Here is a 19,426-nt window from a genome sequence, read left to right on the forward strand (position 1 = left end):
TGGCAGTTTATTGTCAATTACGTAATTACACTATATCACTTTTTTTTTAAGTATTAACCATCTTAAAGTATGACTAAAAAGGTTGAAATAAGTTAATAAACCAATCATACTTTAGATTAATTACATATATATGCACTTAAAAGTGCTGAAAATAGTATGAGATGTCAAAAGTATTTAGAATAAAATCCTTCATATCCTAATCCCTGACATCCCCCACATTTTAAATAATTCCTATTTCTTTTGCCTTTGCCACAGCTTGAATCCTATTGCGTACACCTAATTTGCTAAATATATTTAATATATGGCTTTTTGTAGTACTTTCTGTAATAAACAAAGCTTTAGCAATTTCTGAATTTTTTGCTCCACTTTCTATAAGCATTAATACTTCTTTTTCTCTTTTACTTATTATCTCACTACTTTCTTCAGTTGAATATAAACTTAATATTTTGTTTAAATATTCTCCCATTTTATAATAATCTTTATTAAATTTCATAGATTTAATAGTTTTTAACAAAATTTTATTTGCTTTAACTTGTTTTAACAAAAATATTCTAATAAATCCATTTTCAAATCCAATAATTAAAGCTTCTCTTAAATCTCTAGTTGCATTTTCATATTGGTCATTTTGAGAAAAAATTTCTGCTCTCATAATATAAGCTCTTATAATTAAATATTTATTATCCTTTTGTGAAGTTAAAATTTTATTCAGCAGCATCAATGCATCATCACTTTTTTCCTTATAAATCAGTATTCTTGAAAAAACAATAAGTTCTTCTGGAATTTTAAAATCCCCCTTTGTAATGTATTTTTCTACCGAATTAATTTCTCCACATTCTATAAGCCTTCTCATCTTTAATACTTTAAAATTATCTTTTAATTTATGAAAATAATATTTATCCAAAAGTCTATAATCATCATATTTTTGTGACAATTCTTCTATCTTTTCATAAATCTTATTTAATTCATTTCTTTCATTTTTTGGATTCTTCTCCAAAACAATTCCCGAATAAACATAATATCCTAAAAAGGCTGTATAACTGTCCCATTCTTCTTCTAAAAACTTTAATCCTTTTAGCACATACTCTTCAGCTTTATTAATATTATTTTTTTCATAATATACTAGTGCTAATGCTATATAAAAAATTGCTATATGTGAAGATTTTTTTAATTCTTCATTTATATTGCTTCCAAGGCAAGTATTGCACATATTTTCACACTGAATTAATTCTCCTGTAAGTAATTTTACAAAAATAATAATTCTACTAGCAGATAAATATAAAATATCATCACCATAAGACTGACTTAAAATTAAAGCTTCATGAAAGTATTTCTTTTCTAAATCAAAATTTTTTAAATAAAAGTTTATTATACCTAATTTCAAATTTATTATTGTATTCCAAAATATATCCTTTTCTAAATATACAAGAGCATCTTGATAGTGTTTTATACTTTTTTCATATTCTGATTTTATAAAACTTTTATCTCCCTTTATAATGGACAGTATACTATTACATTCCTTTTTATAATTTTCATCTTCATAATTCTCCAATGCTTTTTCAGCGAATTCCAAATACTTGCAATAATTTATATTGTCATATATATAGGTACACATGTGTACCATACAAAACCTAGGATTTTTTATAATAATATCCTGTGACATACTTTTTAACCAACCTAATACGTAAAAATACTCATTAGTAAAAATTTTTTTAACACATTTATCTTCAATTAATTTTATCGCTTGTTCATAATTTTCAACATGTATATATTGGTTAACAGCACTGTTTACACATCCATTTTTTTCATACCAGCTAGCTGCTCTATTACTAACTTCAGAAACTTCTTCTTTATTTATACCATTTAGTTTACTCATTAAAAATTCTCTAAAAAGCTTATGATATCTAAAGGATTTTCCATCATAATCTAGTTTATCAATAAACAGGTTCATATCACATAATTCTTCTAAGATTTGTTGGCTATTTTTTTTACAGATTACAGCATTACATAAGTCTGCATTTAGCTCATCCAAAATACAGGTTTTTAATAAAAATTCCTTAATTTCCTCTGATTTATCATTTAAAATTTCTTCACAAAAATAATCTTGAATATATTCATTATTCCCACTAAACTTTTCTTCTATTTCACCTATGTCTTTTCTTCCATTCATGGATAATGCAGCAATTTGAATTCCAGCTATCCAGCCTTCTGTAGCTTCATTTAATCTTTTTATACTTTCTTTTGATATTCTAATTTCCATATTTTCATTAAGAAATTCTGAGGTTTCTTTAAGAAAGAAATTTAAATCACTCATATCTATCTCAGTTACTTCTCCATCCAATCTTAATTTAGAAACATTTATATTTGTTTTTGATCTACTTGTTATTATGATATGGACATTATCAAAAATCCCATCAATAAAATGCTTAATTTCCATGAGTATATCTTTATCTTTTACAAAATGAAAATCATCTATTACAAATACTAAATTGTCATTTATGCTTGAAATACTATTTAAAACAACATCTACTATTGATTCAATAGGAATTTCTTGATTATCCTCAAAATTATTTTTTTCATCTTTAGAATCTTTAAATTTTTCAATGGCTGTAATAAATGAACTCCAAAAAACATCTATTTTATCATCTCTTTCATCTAAGGAAATCCATATTATATTATTTTCTAATTTCCTTGAATATATCCATGAAATAACAGATGTAGTTTTTCCACTACCTGCTGGAGCAGATATAATTGTAAGTTTAGTATTTAAAGCTTCATCTAGTTTTTTTAAAACTTTTTCTCTAAGAATAATTTTGCATTTCTTTTTTGGAATTACAAATTTAGTTTTATTGTGTTTATAATTTAATATCATTTTTCACAACTCCTAAATAATTCAGTTAACTTTTACATTTCTGCAAATAATTCTATTATTTTCAATATTACCTCTACAGCCTTTTCCATGGCATAAGTTGAAATATATTCATACTTGCTATGAAAATTATGTCCTCCTGCTGATATGTTTGGGGTAGGGAGTCCCATATAAGATAACCTTGCTCCATCTGTTCCTCCTCTTAATGGTGTAACATCTGGAAATATATTTACTTCCTTCATGGCTTCAATAGCTATATCTACAATGTATTTTACAGCTTCTATTTTTTCTTTCATATTTCTATATTGCTCAATTATTTCAAGAGTAATTGTCCCTTCTCCATACTTCTTATTTAAATCCTGCACAATTTTTTTAATAAATTCTTTTCTTTCTTCAAACTTTTTATCTTCAAAATCTCTTATTAAACAGTGGACTTTTGTTTCCTCAACATTACCATTAATGGCTTCCACATGATAAAAGCCTTCAGCTCCCTCTGTATTTTCAGGAGTTTCATCTTTTGGAAACATACCCATAAGCTCTGTTGCTATTCTTAAAGAATTTATCATCCTTCCTTTAGCCTCTGATGTATGAACACTTCTTCCATTTATAGTTATTTTAGCATTTGCTGCATTGAAATTTTCATATTTTAATTGACCTATAGCCTCATCATCTACTGTATATGCCAGATCAGCTTTAAACTTTTCGATATCAAAATATTCTCCTATTTTTCCAATTTCCTCATCTGTAGTAAATGCAATTCTTATAGTACCGTGCTTAATTTTAGGGTTTTTTATCAAAAAATCCATAGCAGTAATAATCTCTGCTATTCCTGCTTTATCATCTGCTCCAAGCAAAGTAGTTCCATCTGATGTAATTAAAGTTTTACCTATATAATTCTTAAGTTCCGGAAAATCCTTAGGTGAAAGAATTATATTCTTTTCTTCATTTAGTATTATGTATTCTCCATTATAATTTTCTACAAATTTGGGCTTCACATTGGTTCCCGAAACTTGAGGACTAGTATCCATATGCGCAATAAATCCCACTACTGGAACATCTTTATCAATATTTGCTGGTAAAGTTGCCATTATATATCCATTTTCATCTAAACAGATATCTTCCATTCCAATCTCTTCTAGTTCTTTCACTAGTTCTTTACCTAATTCTAATTGTCCTGATGTAGTGGGATGTGTTATGGAATCTTCATCAGATCTAGTATCATACTTTACATATTTAATAAATCTTTCTACAACTTTAGACATCATTATCTCTCCTTAGAATTAAAACTTTTATAAATACAATCCACCTAAAGTATGATTTATATAAGTAGATTAATTTTATTATATCATTATTTTATAAAAATAAAAATTTTTATGTAAATATATGCTTATAAATTTTAACTATTGACAATACTTACATAAAAGTACCTACCGTAAATAATCTTTAATCATGGAATATTATATAATTATAGAAGTGTTTTAAAATCTATATAGAATTGTAAAGAGCCACTTTATAAAGGGTTGCAGTAAACTTATATTTTAATTTATAAAATAAGTTTATTACAACCCTTATGTGTTTTCATTTTATATTTGATTTAATTTCTTCTGCATTTTTACATTGTAATTATTTTAAATTATCTGGATTTAATCCTTTAAGTTCGTCAATTACAAATAAACCATCTTTTCTTATTAATACATTGTCAAAATAAATTTCACCACCACCATATTCAGGTCTTTGAATATATACTAAATCCCAATGTATTGAAGATTTATTTCCATTAAAGCAGTCATCATAGGATGCTCCTGGCGTAAAGTGAATAGAACCTGCTATTTTTTCATCAAATAATGTTTCCTTCATTGGTTTCAATATGTATGGGTTAACTCCTAAAGCAAATTCTCCCACATATCTTGCTCCCTCATCTGTATCAAATACTTTATTTATTCTTTCTGTATCATTAGCTGTAGCCTTTATTATTTTACCATTTTTAAATTCTAATCTTATATTTTCATAAGTAAATCCATTGTACACCGCTGGAGTATTGTATGTTATATATCCATTTACTGAATCCTTAACTGGTGCTGAATAAACTTCACCATCTGGTATATTCATCTTTCCATCACACTTTATTGCATTCAATCCCTTAATGGAAAAGCTTAAATCTGTTCCTTGACCTTTTATATTAACCTTATCTGTATTATTCATTATCTTAACTAATGAATCCATAGCCTTTGACATTTTTCCATAATCCAAATTGCACACATTAAAATAAAAATCTTCAAAATCTTCCGTACTTGTTCCTGATGCTTGTGCCATTGCAGCTGTTGGATATCTTAAAACTACCCATTTAGTTTTAGGAACTCTTATTTCTCCATGTACTGGCTGCCAAAACTTTTTCATAACAAGAGACATATTTTCTCCTGGAACATCTGAAGTTTCAGTTAAATTACCTGGAGCCCTTAAACCTATATATGCATCCATATCTGCCATTCTTGCTGCTTCATATTTAGCCATCATTCCTAACTGTTCTTCGCTGCAATTCATGTAAAGTTCCCTATCAACCTCTGGTAATTTATTTGTTACAAAAGGTATTCCTCCTGATAAATATGTTTGTTTTATAAGCTCAAGTGTTAATGGATTTGGTATTCCTATAGTTTCTATTAAAACCTTTTCACCCTTTTGAATATTACAAGAGTAATTAATTAAATTTTTTGCAAGTTTCACTATTCTAGAATCCTTCATAATAACGCCTCCACTTTACTTAATTTTTAATATAGTAATGTATGTAAAATAAATATATCTATTTTACATACATTACTATATCACAAACATTCCAATATATCAAAATTTGTCCCAAAACTGCTATTTGCTTGCAACAAATTTAAAACTGTACTATTCCTATTTTTTCTCTAAGCTTGAAAAAACTTTTTTGCTTCTTTTCTCACAATTTCTAAAAACTTATTTCTTTCAATATTCACTGCACCTAAGCTTTCAAGATGTTTGGTGTATACCTGACAATCTATTAATATAAAACTTTCCTGCTGCAGTCTTTGACAAAGAACAATCATAGCTGCCTTTGAAGCATTATCCATAATAGAAAACATTGATTCTCCAAAAAAACACTTTCCTATAATTATTCCATACAAACCTCCAACTAGCTTATCCTCATACCAAGCTTCTACAGAATGCGCATACCCCATATTATGAAGCTTACAATAAGCTTCTATCATATCATTTGTAATCCATGTTCCACTTTCTTTCCTAACTCCTGCACAATTGGATATTACATCTCTAAAACAAGTATCAAATGAAATTCTATATGTATTTTTCTTTAATATCTTTTTCATTGAATGGGAAATTTTAATGTCCTTAGGATAAAGAACAAATCTAGGATCTGGTGACCACCAAAGTATAGGTTCATCTTCTGAAAACCATGGGAATATTCCATTACTATAGGCAAGTATCAATCTTTCAGGAGACAAATCGCCATAAGCAGCCAAAAGCCCATCTTCTTCTGCAAGAGATGGGTCTGGAAATATTAAGTCCTCTGATAATTTAAAAACAGGCATAAATAAAAGCTCCTTTCAAATATGTAACTTATCATTTTATTATAACATTTTAATATGAAATAAAAAAATTCTTTATATAAAGGTTATTAATATTTCATTAGCTAATTTCATAATTATATCAATGCTAGCATTATACATTTTTTCTAAAAAACAATAACATGTTATAAAAAGCTTCATATTATATTTTAAAGATATAATGTGAAGTTAATCATATTATTTTTTGACAAATGTTGTTAATGTAGAATACAGCAAGGAGATTCCTTGCAATGAATAAGAAAGGAGCTTTTTATGAATACTTTACTTCCTGCAAATGCAATTCCTAAATTTAAAAACCAATTATTAATACCACCTGTTTATAAACCAACTATAGTTGTAGATCCTAATACTGGAAAAGTATTAAGTCATAATTATGTGATTTCTATAAGAGAATTTAGGCAACAACTTCTACCTAAAAAATTTCCACAAACTACTGTGTGGGGATACAGCGGAACTGTCATAGATCCTTTATCTGGTTCAACTATCAATAACTTTTTCAGTTCACCTGGTCCTACTTTTCAAGCTGAACGCAATGTTCCAATTAATGTTCAGTGGATTAATGCTATTAAAACACCACACCCACTACCAGTAGATCCAACTTTATGTTGGGCAGATCCTAATGGATTAGGAATGGTATTACCTCAATCAGTTCCACCATTTCCACCAGGATTACCAAAAGCACAAATGCCTGTACCAATAGTTACTCACATCCACGGAGGTGAAAACAGTTCTATTTTTGACGGACATCCTGATGCCTGGTTTACTGCTGATGAAAAAAAAGTAGGCTCTGCATTTATAACTTCGGTTTATAACTATCCAAACAAACAGCCTTCAGCCACACTATGGTATCATGATCATGCTATGGGCATAACCAGACTTAACGTATTAATGGGTCTTGCCGGCTTTTATATTATAAAAGATCGTAAAAATAAATTAGATTATAGCGAATCTATACTGCCAAGTAAAAAATATGATATACCAATTGTAATTCAAGATAGATCTTTTAATAAAGATGGATCCTTTAACTTTCCTACAAAAGGTATAAATCCAAATATACATCCTTATTGGATGCCAGAATTTTTTGGAAACACCATCATGGTAAATGGACGAGTATGGCCAAATTTAAATGTAGAAAAACGTCAATATCGATTTAGATTATTAAATGGGTCTAATGCAAGATTTTACAAATTAAAGCTTTCTAATAACATGCCATTTATGCAAATTGCTAGTGATGGAGGATATTTAGCTCATGCTGTAAAACTTAACTCGCTAACTTTAGCTCCTGGTGAAAGGGCTGATATTCTTATAGATTTTTCTAATGAACATTCTAAAAGTAAAATAATTCTTAAAAATTACGCAAATGCACCTTATCCAATGGGAGATCCACCAGATCCTAATACTACTGGACAAATTATGCAATTTACTATAACGAACTCTCATTCTGAAACTCCTAATAAATTACCTAAAACTTTGAATAAAATTACCAAATTAAAAGTAGATTCTAAAAGAAGAATTTTAGTATTATTTGAAGTTCAAGGACCAAATGGTCCCAAAGAAGTTTTATTAAATGGGCAAAAATGGTCCGCACTTGTTTCCGAATTGCCAAGAATAGGTTCAACAGAAGAATGGGAATTTGTTAACCTTACCCAAGATGCTCACCCTATGCATCTACATCTGATACAATTTCAAGTTTACAATCGTCAAGCCTTTAAAGTTAAAGAATACACAAATGACTGGATTGCTCTTAATGGAAATCCTCCATTAAATCATCCTACAAAACGTTTATCTGTAAAACCATATCTTATAGGGAATCCTATCAATCCTGATTCTAATGAAGAAGGTTGGAAAGATACTGTTAGAGCAAATCCAGGAGAAGTTACAAGAATAAAAGTTCGTTTTGCTCCACAGGACATAGATCCTAAATTAACTTCTCCAGGAAAAAACTTTTACTCATTTAACCCTGAAATAGGTCCAGGTTATGTATGGCATTGTCATATACTTGATCATGAAGATAATGAAATGATGAGACCTTACAAAATAATTTTATAAATTATAGCACTATTCATTAAAAGTTATTTAACTTTTACAATATAAAAATTATGTGACGTAAGAGTGCAGTGGAAGTTTGGATTTTAACTTTCATTCCGTGATATATGATAAGGGTGTCATCACAGCTAAATGTTTTAATTATTCTAAAGCTCGAAATTTTTGAAAGCCTAAGAACTTTGTCAAACTCGGTTCCCTCAAACAGGACTAAAGTTCTAAGGCTTTCCAAAACTTTGAGCTAAGAATAATATTAAAACAATTTAGCTAATGTGCTGATACACTCACCATATATTACTACATAAAAGTTAAAATCCAAACTAGTAACTTCAAGTGTACGCATATAATTACATTGTTATAAGTAGTTTTAGTAAGTCAAAATTATATTTATAATGCTTAAAAATTAAGGCGTAGCCTGCTGCTAAGCTAATATATTTCATTTAAAAGCAAGTTACTTTCTACATTTATAGAGATATCTTAAAAGAAATTTATTATTTTTACAAGCTACGTTATAGAGTATTATTAAAACAGCTAAAATATACATAAATTAGATAATAGGTATTATGAAAGCTGCGCTTTTTATTGAGAATCATACAATAATGTATTATGTGTACACGCAATGTACTAAGAAGTAACTTTTAACTGTATGCAGACTGATATATGCTGTGAAGGAAGATTCGAACGAATTTTAGAAGTTCTTTGCTTGAGATATTGAAAAATGGCGTAATTTTTGCCAGGACGGCAAAAGCTCCGAAAGCGACAGGAAGTCGCATTTGAGACCAGCTAGTAAAAGTCAATAAGTTTTTATAAAAAATTTTATTAATAAAAATAGGTATCACAAAAAATCCATTAAAAAACACGAATAATGGAAATTACTTCCTAATTATTTTAGCCGTTAGGCTGCTGGTTTAGATAGCTTATTAAGATACATTTTTGTATGTATTTTAGGGTCACGTAATTCATACTCTTTTTGATTTTTAAGAACAGAGAATATGTAGTTAATTAGCTTATGCATTATTGCCACTAAGCCTACTTTTTTACTTTTACCTTTCATATTTTCAGTATAAAAATTAAGTAAAACTTTATTTATTGGTTCACCGTTTCTACTTTTACGTACGGATGATAACGCGACAACATATAAGGCTCTTCGTCCTATTCGGGTACCTCGTTTAGACATAACATTTTTGTTACTATTAAACTTACCAGATTGTTTAACTGAAGGATCTAAGCCAAAATATGCAACTAAATGCTTAGGTTTAACAAAACCTTTAATATTACCAATTTCGCTCATTATTGCAATGGATGTAAAATCTCCAACACCAGGTATTGAGTAAAGTAATTGTACATTTTTCTTAAATTCATCAGAAATTCTATTGCTACACATTAATATATGAATTTCAGTTAATAGGTTTCCAATTTGGATTTCCAATGATTCTATTATTGCAATAGTATTAATTACTTTTACAAATAGACTTGGTGATTTAAGACCAATGTAAACAGCTTCCTCAGCAGCAGCATATAACTTTTTATATATCTTTTCACTATGTACTAACCCTTTTCTAGAATTGCTTGAAATGAGATTAATAACTTCATCTCTATCAGCATTTAAAACTGCTTCAGCACTAGAATACTTTTTTAAAATGGCTATTGATGTTTTTCCTGTAATATTTGAAAAAACAGACCTGTAACCAGGAAAAATGACTCTTAAATCCGTAGAAAGTTTTTTTGTAAATGTAGATTTACTATCAGTAAATTTATAGTAATCTCTACAAAGAGATTTTAAAGTGTAGATTTCAATATCAAAACTAGAAGAATATTTGACATCTTGAAATTTACCTATATTAGCAATGGTTAATGCATCTTTTTTATCATTTTTTACTTTTCTTATATCCACATTTTTGTTACAATTAGTAATGAGTGGATTAAGGATACATACTTCAAATGTATCTTTAAGAAAGTGGAAAAGAGTAAGATGGTATACACCAGTAGATTCCATGAAAATGGCTGTTTTCATGCTAAACTCTTCTTCCACTTTTTTTATTTGATCTACTAGGTAATCAAAACCATTTCTATTATGCATAATCTTAAAAGGTTTTCTATAAATTTCACCGTTAGGTGCTAGTATAGCAGCTACTGAAAAATCTGCGGATACATCAATTCCAACTGTTGGTCTATAAAAAAATTTACTCATATACATTATCTCCTTTGTTTGTAAGAGATAGAATAGATATTCCATTTCTATCAGTAATTTTGTAACCTTGTTTGTGACACAGGTAATTCCCAAAGGGAAACCTAACCAGCTAAACACAGAATTCTCACTGATGGAATGACATGCTCAGTCACGGGTAATAATGACTCGATAGAGTCATTTCCCAGGAGGTGTCCATATATCTTCTATTCAGGAGATATTATACATCAATATTTACTAATTTGGTTTCCCCTTAAGGGAAAATAGAAAACTAAGTTAGAGTAGAAACATACACCCTGTCGGGTAAAAGAATTACGAATAATAAGAAAAAACTAAGTTGTAATATTCACAAATGGTATAGATAGTTTTCTATTGAATGTTATGGCTACATTATACAAGGAGGTAGACATTTTTCAATATCTCAAGCATTAGAACTTCTTAATGAAGTGAGTTTTCCTTCACAGCATATATCAGTCGGAATACAGTTGAAAGTTACTTCGCTTACATTCGCTTGTGTCACATAATTTTTATGTTATTACACATCTGAAATAACAAGTTCTACAGGACAATGATCTGATCCCATAACTTCTGTGTGAATATCTACACTAACTAACCTTTCCTTTAAACAATCTGAAACACAAAAATAGTCTATACGCCAACCAGCATTATTTTTTCTGGCATTAAATCTATAAGACCACCAAGAATATACTCCTTCTTTATCTGGATTGAAATATCTATAAGTATCAATAAATCCTTCTTTTAAAAGTTCAGTAAACTTTTCTCTTTCTTCATCTGTAAACCCAGCATTCTTCCTATTTGTTTTAGGGTTTTTAAGGTCTATTTCCTTATGTGCAACATTTAAGTCTCCACACATAATTACAGGTTTGTCTTTTTCCAAAGACTTTAAATAATGTCTAAAATCATCTTCCCATTTCATTCTATATTCAAGTCTAGCTAGCTGATCCTTAGAATTAGGTGTGTATACTGTTACCATATAAAAATCATCAAATTCTAAAGTAATAACTCTTCCTTCTTTATCATGTTCTTCTATACCAATCCCATAAGTAAAATTTAAAGGCTTCCTTTTTGTAAATATAGCTGTACCTGAATACCCTTTCCTTTCAGCATAATTCCAATACTGATGGTATCCCTCTAACTCCAATTCTATTTGACCTTCCTGTAATTTACTTTCTTGAATACAAAATATATCTGCTTGTGCCTCTTTAAAATAATCCAAAAATCCCTTAGTGACACATGCTCTAAGACCATTTACATTCCATGATATTAATTTCAAAATACATACCTCCAATGTTATCTTTTAATAAATCATGAAATTTATCATACAAACTTTCTAGCTAACAATATAAGCATAATACAAAGTATTATGCTTATATTATGATAAAATTCACAAGTAAATTATAACACAGATTTCACTAATTATTTCAATATTAATATACCTTATCTACATTATAACCTTCTTCATTTAAGGCTTTTACTATTTCTTCTATATGATCATGTCCATTTGTTTCTACTGTAACTTCTAAAGCCACATGCTTTAGTCTATCAATAGCCTTAAACTGATTATGATCTAATTTTATTACATTAGCTCCCTTATCTGATAATATTTTAGATATCTTAAGTAATTGTCCTGGAGTATCTTGAAGTTTAACTGAGAAGCAGAATATTCTTCCTCTTGAAAATAATCCATGATTTAAAAGTGCTGCTATAGTTACCACATCTATGTTTCCACCACTTATTAAAGAAACTACTTTTTTCCCTTTAAAATCCAATCTTTTTAAAGCTGCGAGTGACATAACTCCTGTTGCTTCTGCTACAAGTTTATGTTTTTCCAAAAGAATAAATACAGCCTCCATAAGTTCCTGGTCACTTACTGTAACAATTTCATCTACATGCTTTTTAATTACTTCGAATGTAATATCTCCTGGCTGTTTAACTGCTGCTCCATCTGCAATAGTATCTATGGTATCCGCACAAGTTAGTTTACCAGTATTAAAAGATATCTGCATAGGATTTGCATGTTCTCCTTGAACTCCTATTACTTTTATATTAGGATTAATAGCTTTAGCTGCTACTGATATACCACTTATTAGTCCCCCACCACCAATTGGTACCAATATAGCATCTACATCTTTTAACTCTTCCATAACTTCAAGTGCTATAGTTCCTTGGCCAGCCATTACATCCACATCATTAAATGGATGAACAAAAGTATATCCATGCTCTTTTTCTAGTCTTTTAGCTTCCTCATAAGCTTCATCATAAACTTTTCCCTTTAAAACTATATTAGCCCCATAGTTTTTTGTAGCTTGTACTTTTATTAATGGTGTAGTTTCAGGCATAACAATGGTTGCTTTAATTCCAAGCTTATTTGCAGCATAAGCAACTCCCTGTGCATGGTTACCTGCTGAAGATGCTATTAATCCTTGCTTTTTCTGTTCTTCAGTCAATTTGCATATCTTATTTAATGCTCCTCTTAACTTAAATGCTCCAGTAATTTGAAGATTTTCTGGTTTTATATATACTTCGTTACCACTCTCACTACTAAACTCTGAACTATATATCAATTTTGTATTTACACATATATCTTTTATTCTTTCTCTAGCCTCTTTTACATCACTAAATGTTAAATATTCCTTATATACTACTAAATTTTCTTTCATTTTTATTGCCCCCTTCTATTTACTCTTATCTCTTGCTACTAGTTTTGTGTTTTGCCCCAATTTTCTAAAAATACTCCTCCTTATTTTATTTTTTAGTTTTATATGTAATTTTCCTAAAAAACTATTAAGTTATATATCCCTATAATTCACAACGTTATAACTATATCTTACTATAGTGGAAAAGTTAATCTGTGTTGCTTTATCATGATATAAAAGTGATTTAAACAGTATTTAAGAAAATAACTTTAACAAATTAATTACAATAAAAAAATCTTTCATCCTTAAAAGCATAATTTTCTTATACTTATAAGGACGAAAGATTGAACTTCCGTGGTACCACCTTACTTGCAATTAGGTATACTAACTGCCACTTATTATCAGGTCAACTCTAAACAACTTAACTATATAAATTTATTATTTATAGTGAACCCTAACCATATATCGCTGGTAAACGTCTTTACTTACTTGACAAAAGTCTTTCAATTAAGAAGCTCCGGAGTGATCATTATATATTCACATTAACACTAACTTTCACCTACCGTTAGCTCTCTTTAGTTAACACATCAAATATCTTTTTCTCCATCTCTGCCTTACATATTAAATTTATAAATTATTAACTTGTTAGTAATTATATTTTAATTTTGATAAGTTGTCAATATATTTTTAATCTAATTCTTCAATTCTAATTACATTCTTAATTTTATCAACTATTTCCAAGCTCTTTATTTCCTCTAGAGATTTATTAATATTTTCTTCTAAAGTTTCATGAGTAACAAGAACTAATGATACAAAATCTTCTTTTTTAGGTTTTTGTATAAATGATAAAATACTCACTTCATTTTTTCCAAGTATAGTAGCTATCTTTCCTAGAACCCCTGGCATGTCTTTTACTGTAATCCTCAAATAGTACTGAGATTTAATTTCTCCTGAAGCGGCTATTTCTCTATTAGTATATTGTATATCCGCAGTATTTAATCCTTCTCTGTCATTTCTTAAAACAGATATGATATCTCCAACTACAGCACTTCCTGTTGGAAGTTCTCCAGCTCCTCTTCCACAAAGCATTAAATCTCCTACTGCATTTCCTTTAATCAGAATTGCATTAAAGGAATCATTAACATTAGCTAAAGTATGAATTGCAGGAATCATTGTTGGATGTACTCTAACTTCCAGCTTTCCATTTACATCTTTAACTATAGCTAAAAGCTTTATAACATATCCCAATTCTTTAGCATATTCTATATCCTTAGGTCTCACCTTAGTTATACCTTCTACATATATATCATCTACATTTACCTTTGTTTCAAAGGCTAAAGTAGTCAAAATAGCTAATTTATAAACTGCATCATAACCTTCTACATCAGAAGTTGGATCTGCTTCTGCATAACCTTTTTGCTGTGCCTCTTTAAGTGCACTTTCAAAATCCATACCCTCTAAAGTCATTTTAGTTAATATATAATTTGTAGTTCCATTTATTATTCCAACAACCTCTTCTATTTTGTTGGCTGTTAAGCTTTCATTTATGCTGTTTATTACAGGAATTCCACCTGCTACGCTAGCTTCGAAGTTTACAATAACGCCCATTTTGTGTGCTTCTTCAAAAATTTGTTCTCCATTAGTTGCAATAAGCAATTTATTTGCAGTTACTACATGCTTTTTCTTTCTTATGGCATTTAATATATATTCCTTGGCAGGTTCTAATCCACCTATAACCTCTACTACTATTTTTATACTATCATCATTAAATATCTCATCTACATTAGTGGTTAGAATTTCATCCGGTACTTCTACCCCTCTATTTTTTCCTGTATCCCTTACAAGTATTTTTGCAATTTCTATATCATAGCCTGCTCTTTTCATTATAGTTTCTCTATTATTTTTTAATATATTCCAAACACCTTTTCCTACATTTCCCAAACCTAATAACGCAATTCTAACCTTTTCCATAATTATTACTCCTCTCATTTCCACAAACTAATTTACAAAAGCTCTATATATAGATCTAAGACCTTTTTCAAAATCATCATTTTCCACACCTACAGTAATGTTTATTTCACTAGATCCTTGATTTATCATTCTAATGTTTACATCACCTTTAGCAAGACCACTAAAGACCTTTGATGATATTCCTTTTGTTCTATCCATACCTTTGCCTACAGTAGCTATAAGTGCCATGTTGGGATGAACATCTATAGAATCTGGATTGCATTGTCTTTTTATTTCTTCCAATATATTATCCAATTTATCCTCAAGCTGCTCTTCCTCTATTACCAATGAAACTGAATCTATACCAGATGGCATATTCTCAAAGGATACTCCATTACTCTCTAATATGGAGAGAAGCTTTCTACAAAAACCTTGCTCTGAATTCATAAGCATCTTTTGTACAGCTATAACTGTAAATCCCTTTTTACCTGCTATACCTGTAATAGTTCCACTATAGCTTATAGGTTTGTTATCATCTACAATTAAAGTTCCTTTATCTTCTGGTTTATTTGTATTTCTTATATTTATAGGGATGCATACATCTCTAATTGGGAATATACTTTCTTCATGAAGTACCTTTGCTCCCATATAAGAAAGCTCCCTAAGTTCTTTATAAGTTATAACTTCTATTGGTTTAGCATCTTCAACTATATTAGGATCTGCCATTAAAAATCCTGAAACATCTGTCCAGTTTTCGTAAAGCTCAGCTTGTGAACATCTTGCAATTATAGCTCCTGTTATATCAGATCCTCCCCTTGTAAAAGTTTTTATACTTCCATCAGGCATAGCACCATAAAATCCTGGTATAACTGCTTTTTTCACATTTGCCATTCTTTCTTTAAATGCTTTTTCTGTAGCTTTAAGGTCCAAAGTTTTATGCTTCTTAAAACATATAACTTCTGCTGCATCTACAAATTCATATCCAAGATAAGCTGCTAAAATAAGTCCATTTAAATATTCCCCTCTACTTGCTGTATAATCTGCTGAAGCTCCTTGTTCTATTTTATCTTTTACTTCATCCAAATATTTTTTTATATCTATATCAACTTCTAATTCCTTTGCCAAAGTAACATATCTATCTTCTATAAGCTTAAAAACATCTTCAAAGGATATACTATTTTGTGCATGTGCATGACACAAATATAATAGATCCGTTATTTTATAATCTTTTTTAAATCTCTTTCCTGGTGCTGAAGGTACAATATATCTTCTCTTATCATCATCTAAAACTATATTTTTTACCTTTCTAAATTGATCACTATCTGCAAGTGAACTTCCTCCAAATTTAGCTACAACTATATTACTCATTATTAGCCCCCCATTTATTTTAGTTAAAATTTAATAGTCAAGAATTAAGATTGGTTATAACTATAAACTTAACTGCATTTAGTTAATTCTGCTTCTCTGTTTACAATAACTCCTTGATTTTCTATTTTAAGTTCCTTTACTGTCCACTTACTTTTCAAAGTATTTAAAAACTTCTGAATATTTTTTGTAAAATCATTATCCTCTTCCTTAAGCATAACCATAATTGTTGGGCCTGCCCCACTTAAAAATACACCCAAACAATTAAGTTTTTCACATTGTTCCTTTACAGGATAAAAATTTTCTATAAGCTGTGCTCTATAATCTTCATGTAACTTGTCTTTGCAAGCAAATTTAAGCAAATGAAAATCTCCATTATTTAAAGCACTTATTAATAGTGCAGTTCTTCCTATATTATAAATTCCTTGCTTATAATCTACATTTTTAGGTAATACTGCTCTTGCCTTTTCTGTAGATAATGTAAAGTTGGGTATAAGTGCACAAAACTTAATGCCTTCTTTTATATTTACCTTATTATAAACAACTTCCTCACCTTCGGATATAGAAACAGTCATACCTCCACAAAATGCAGGGTTTATATTATCAGGATGTCCTTCAACTTCCACTGCCAAATCTAAAAGCTGTTGATTGTTTAAAACTCTTCCTGCTAATTCATTAGCACAAACAACTCCTCCGATTACACAAGCAGCACTACTTCCAAGGCCTCTTGATACAGGTATTTCGCTTTCTATCTTTATCTTCAATCCTGTAGGCTTATAACCTATTTTTTCAAAACATTTTTTCATAGCCCTATATATTAAATTATCTTCATTTTTAAATTTGTCATCACAGCCTTCAAAAATGAGCCCTTCTTCAATTTCTTCTACAATAAACTTATTATACATATTAACTGCTATTCCAAGGCAATCAAATCCAGGTCCCATATTTGCACTTGTCGCAGGTACTCTAACTTCTACCATAAATATCACCTATATCCTTAAAAATTTTTTAATAACTTCCCTCATTTCGTACTTTTCACAATTTACACTATGACGAATTTCTTTTTTATTTAGTCCCAGTATACCTTTTGGTATTTCAAGTTTCATTTTCTTTGATAAACTTTGTATCATTTCAAACTCAGAAGCGTTTTTATCTGCAAAATTTAATACTTCATTTATGCTCTTTGGAAACTTAAATGGACTTGCTGTTGAAGCTATTACTGTAACACTTTCATCTCCTGTATTTTGCTTATATTTTTCATAAACCTCGTAAGCTACTGCAGTATGAGTATCTATAACATAGTTAGATGTTTCATAAACCTTTTTAACTGTTTCAAGGGTTTCTTGTTCTGTAGCAAAATCTCCATATAGCCCTTTCAAATTTTCCTTCATAATCTTTGTTATTTCATACTTACCTTCTTCTTTAAGCTGTTTCATAAATATATTTATAAGTTCTTCATTTCTATCGCTTATTTCATATAAAAATCTTTCTAAGTTACTGGATATCAAAATATCCATTGAAGGAGAATTAGTTACAGAAAAATCTCTTTTTCTATCATAAATTCCTGTGTTTATAAAGTCTGTAAGAACTTTATTTTCGTTAGATGCACAAATGAACTTTCCTATATTAACACCCATTTGCTTAGCATAAAAAGCTGCTAGTATATTTCCAAAGTTTCCCGTAGGAACAACTACATTTATGCTTTCCCCAGCTTTAATCTTTTTATTTTTTAATAAGCTTACATAGGAATAAACATAATAAACTATTTGAGGTACAAGTCTTCCTATATTTATAGAATTTGCAGAAGAAAACATATATCCTTTTTCATTTAAATTTTCATTAAATTCTTTATCTGCAAATATATCCTTAACTCCACTTTGAGCATCGTCAAAGTTTCCTTCTATACCTACCACAAAGGTGTTTTCACCTTCTTGAGTAATCATTTGTCTTCTCTGAATTTCGCTTACACCATGTTCTGGATAAAAGACTATAATTTTTGTTCCATCTACATCATGAAATCCTTCCAAAGCTGCCTTCCCAGTATCCCCTGATGTGGCTGTAAGTATAACTACTTCTTTTTCTACACCTAACTTCTTGGCTGCTGTTTTTAAAAGATGTGGTAATACACTCAATGCCATATCTTTAAATGCTAGTGTACTTCCATGATAAAGTTCTAAAAAGTATGCTCCTGACTTGTACACTAATGGTGCTATTTGAGAATTTTCAAATTTTTCATCATAAGCTCTATCTATACAATTTTTAAGTTCATCATCACTAAAATCATCAAAATATTTTTTCATAATATATAATGCAAGTTCCTGATAACTCATATTCCCTAATTCTTCAAAAGATTTGGTTATCTTAGGAAACTTGTCTGGTACATATAATCCACCGTCTTCGGCTATTCCTTTTATTATTGCTTCTGATGCTTTTACAACTTTTCCTTTTCCCCTGGTGCTTTTGTATAACATTTATTAGCCCCCTTTTAAGTTAACTTTTTTATATATTTTATTTATGTATATTTAGCTATGTTATATATAATATAATGTTTGTGTAAAAAAATCAAGTGTTTTTTTTAGGCGTACACTTCGTATGCATTTGTTTTATTTAAAACCTTTACAAATCAAGGTTTTATCAGTATTTTCACACAATTCTCTCTTTAGATTTTTTAATAATTTTATAAAATGCAAATGCAGTAAAAAATTCATGATGTGAAACAAAATATTTAAACATACAAATTAGAAAGGTATGAACT

At 29.3% G+C, this 19,426-nt stretch carries 12 protein-coding genes and 1 other annotated feature; of the genes, 1 reads left to right on the forward strand and 11 read right to left on the reverse strand.

Translation table 11 applies throughout. The features are described from left to right. Positions 1-220: 220 nt before the first annotated feature. The 4 genes from Q6H37_RS15500 to aat all read right to left on the reverse strand — a co-directional run bounded on the left by Q6H37_RS15500 (position 221) and on the right by aat (position 6,432). Complete coding sequence (locus Q6H37_RS15500; RefSeq protein ID WP_318733733.1) at positions 221-2,869, reverse strand: LuxR C-terminal-related transcriptional regulator; 2,649 nt, start codon at positions 2,867-2,869, stop codon at positions 221-223. Between the two features lie 32 nt (positions 2,870-2,901). Further along, positions 2,902-4,128, reverse strand: a complete 1,227-nt coding sequence (gene pepT, locus Q6H37_RS15505; protein ID WP_318733735.1) for a peptidase T — start codon at positions 4,126-4,128, stop codon at positions 2,902-2,904. A gap of 361 nt (positions 4,129-4,489) precedes the next feature. Continuing rightward, positions 4,490-5,605, reverse strand: a complete 1,116-nt coding sequence (locus Q6H37_RS15510; RefSeq protein WP_318733737.1) for an aminopeptidase — start codon at positions 5,603-5,605, stop codon at positions 4,490-4,492. A 167-nt stretch (positions 5,606-5,772) separates the two neighbouring features. After that, the gene (gene aat / locus Q6H37_RS15515) at positions 5,773-6,432 is read right to left on the reverse strand and encodes a leucyl/phenylalanyl-tRNA--protein transferase (RefSeq protein ID WP_318733739.1); all 660 of its coding nucleotides are present in this window, start codon (positions 6,430-6,432) and stop codon (positions 5,773-5,775) included. A 288-nt stretch (positions 6,433-6,720) separates the two neighbouring features. On the opposite strand from aat, the gene Q6H37_RS15520 reads away from it, so the two are divergent. Then, on the forward strand, positions 6,721-8,517 hold the full coding sequence (locus tag Q6H37_RS15520) for a multicopper oxidase (RefSeq protein WP_318733741.1): 1,797 nt from the start codon (positions 6,721-6,723) through the stop codon (positions 8,515-8,517). 889 nt (positions 8,518-9,406) lie between these two features. Here the strand turns inward: Q6H37_RS15520 and Q6H37_RS15525 are convergent. The 7 genes from Q6H37_RS15525 to thrC all read right to left on the reverse strand — a co-directional run bounded on the left by Q6H37_RS15525 (position 9,407) and on the right by thrC (position 19,142). Then, positions 9,407-10,702: an IS110 family transposase gene (locus tag Q6H37_RS15525; protein ID WP_318733743.1), complete on the reverse strand. Its 1,296-nt coding sequence runs from the start codon at positions 10,700-10,702 to the stop codon at positions 9,407-9,409. Between the two features lie 532 nt (positions 10,703-11,234). Continuing rightward, positions 11,235-11,993, reverse strand: a complete 759-nt coding sequence (locus tag Q6H37_RS15530) for an exodeoxyribonuclease III (protein WP_318733745.1) — start codon at positions 11,991-11,993, stop codon at positions 11,235-11,237. A gap of 154 nt (positions 11,994-12,147) precedes the next feature. Continuing rightward, on the reverse strand, positions 12,148-13,380 hold the full coding sequence (ilvA, locus tag Q6H37_RS15535) for a threonine ammonia-lyase (RefSeq protein WP_318733747.1): 1,233 nt from the start codon (positions 13,378-13,380) through the stop codon (positions 12,148-12,150). 305 nt (positions 13,381-13,685) lie between these two features. Further along, positions 13,686-13,975 (reverse strand) — a binding site (T-box leader). Positions 13,976-14,043: 68 nt separating this feature from the next. Beyond that, positions 14,044-15,327 (reverse strand): homoserine dehydrogenase, encoded by a 1,284-nt coding sequence (locus Q6H37_RS15540; protein WP_318733749.1) that lies wholly within the window; start codon positions 15,325-15,327, stop codon positions 14,044-14,046. A gap of 27 nt (positions 15,328-15,354) precedes the next feature. Next, positions 15,355-16,674 (reverse strand): aspartate kinase, encoded by a 1,320-nt coding sequence (locus tag Q6H37_RS15545; RefSeq protein WP_318733751.1) that lies wholly within the window; start codon positions 16,672-16,674, stop codon positions 15,355-15,357. Positions 16,675-16,742: 68 nt separating this feature from the next. Beyond that, a complete protein-coding gene (gene thrB, locus Q6H37_RS15550) occupies positions 16,743-17,651 on the reverse strand; it encodes a homoserine kinase (protein ID WP_318733753.1) in 909 nt (302 codons plus the stop codon). A gap of 9 nt (positions 17,652-17,660) precedes the next feature. Further along, complete coding sequence (thrC, locus tag Q6H37_RS15555) at positions 17,661-19,142, reverse strand: threonine synthase (RefSeq protein ID WP_318733755.1); 1,482 nt, start codon at positions 19,140-19,142, stop codon at positions 17,661-17,663. Positions 19,143-19,426: the final 284 nt, after the last annotated feature.

Origin of the sequence: Clostridium sp. JS66 (genome assembly GCF_033561535.1) — a bacterium.
GTDB lineage: Bacteria > Bacillota > Clostridia > Clostridiales > Clostridiaceae > Clostridium_AM > Clostridium_AM carboxidivorans.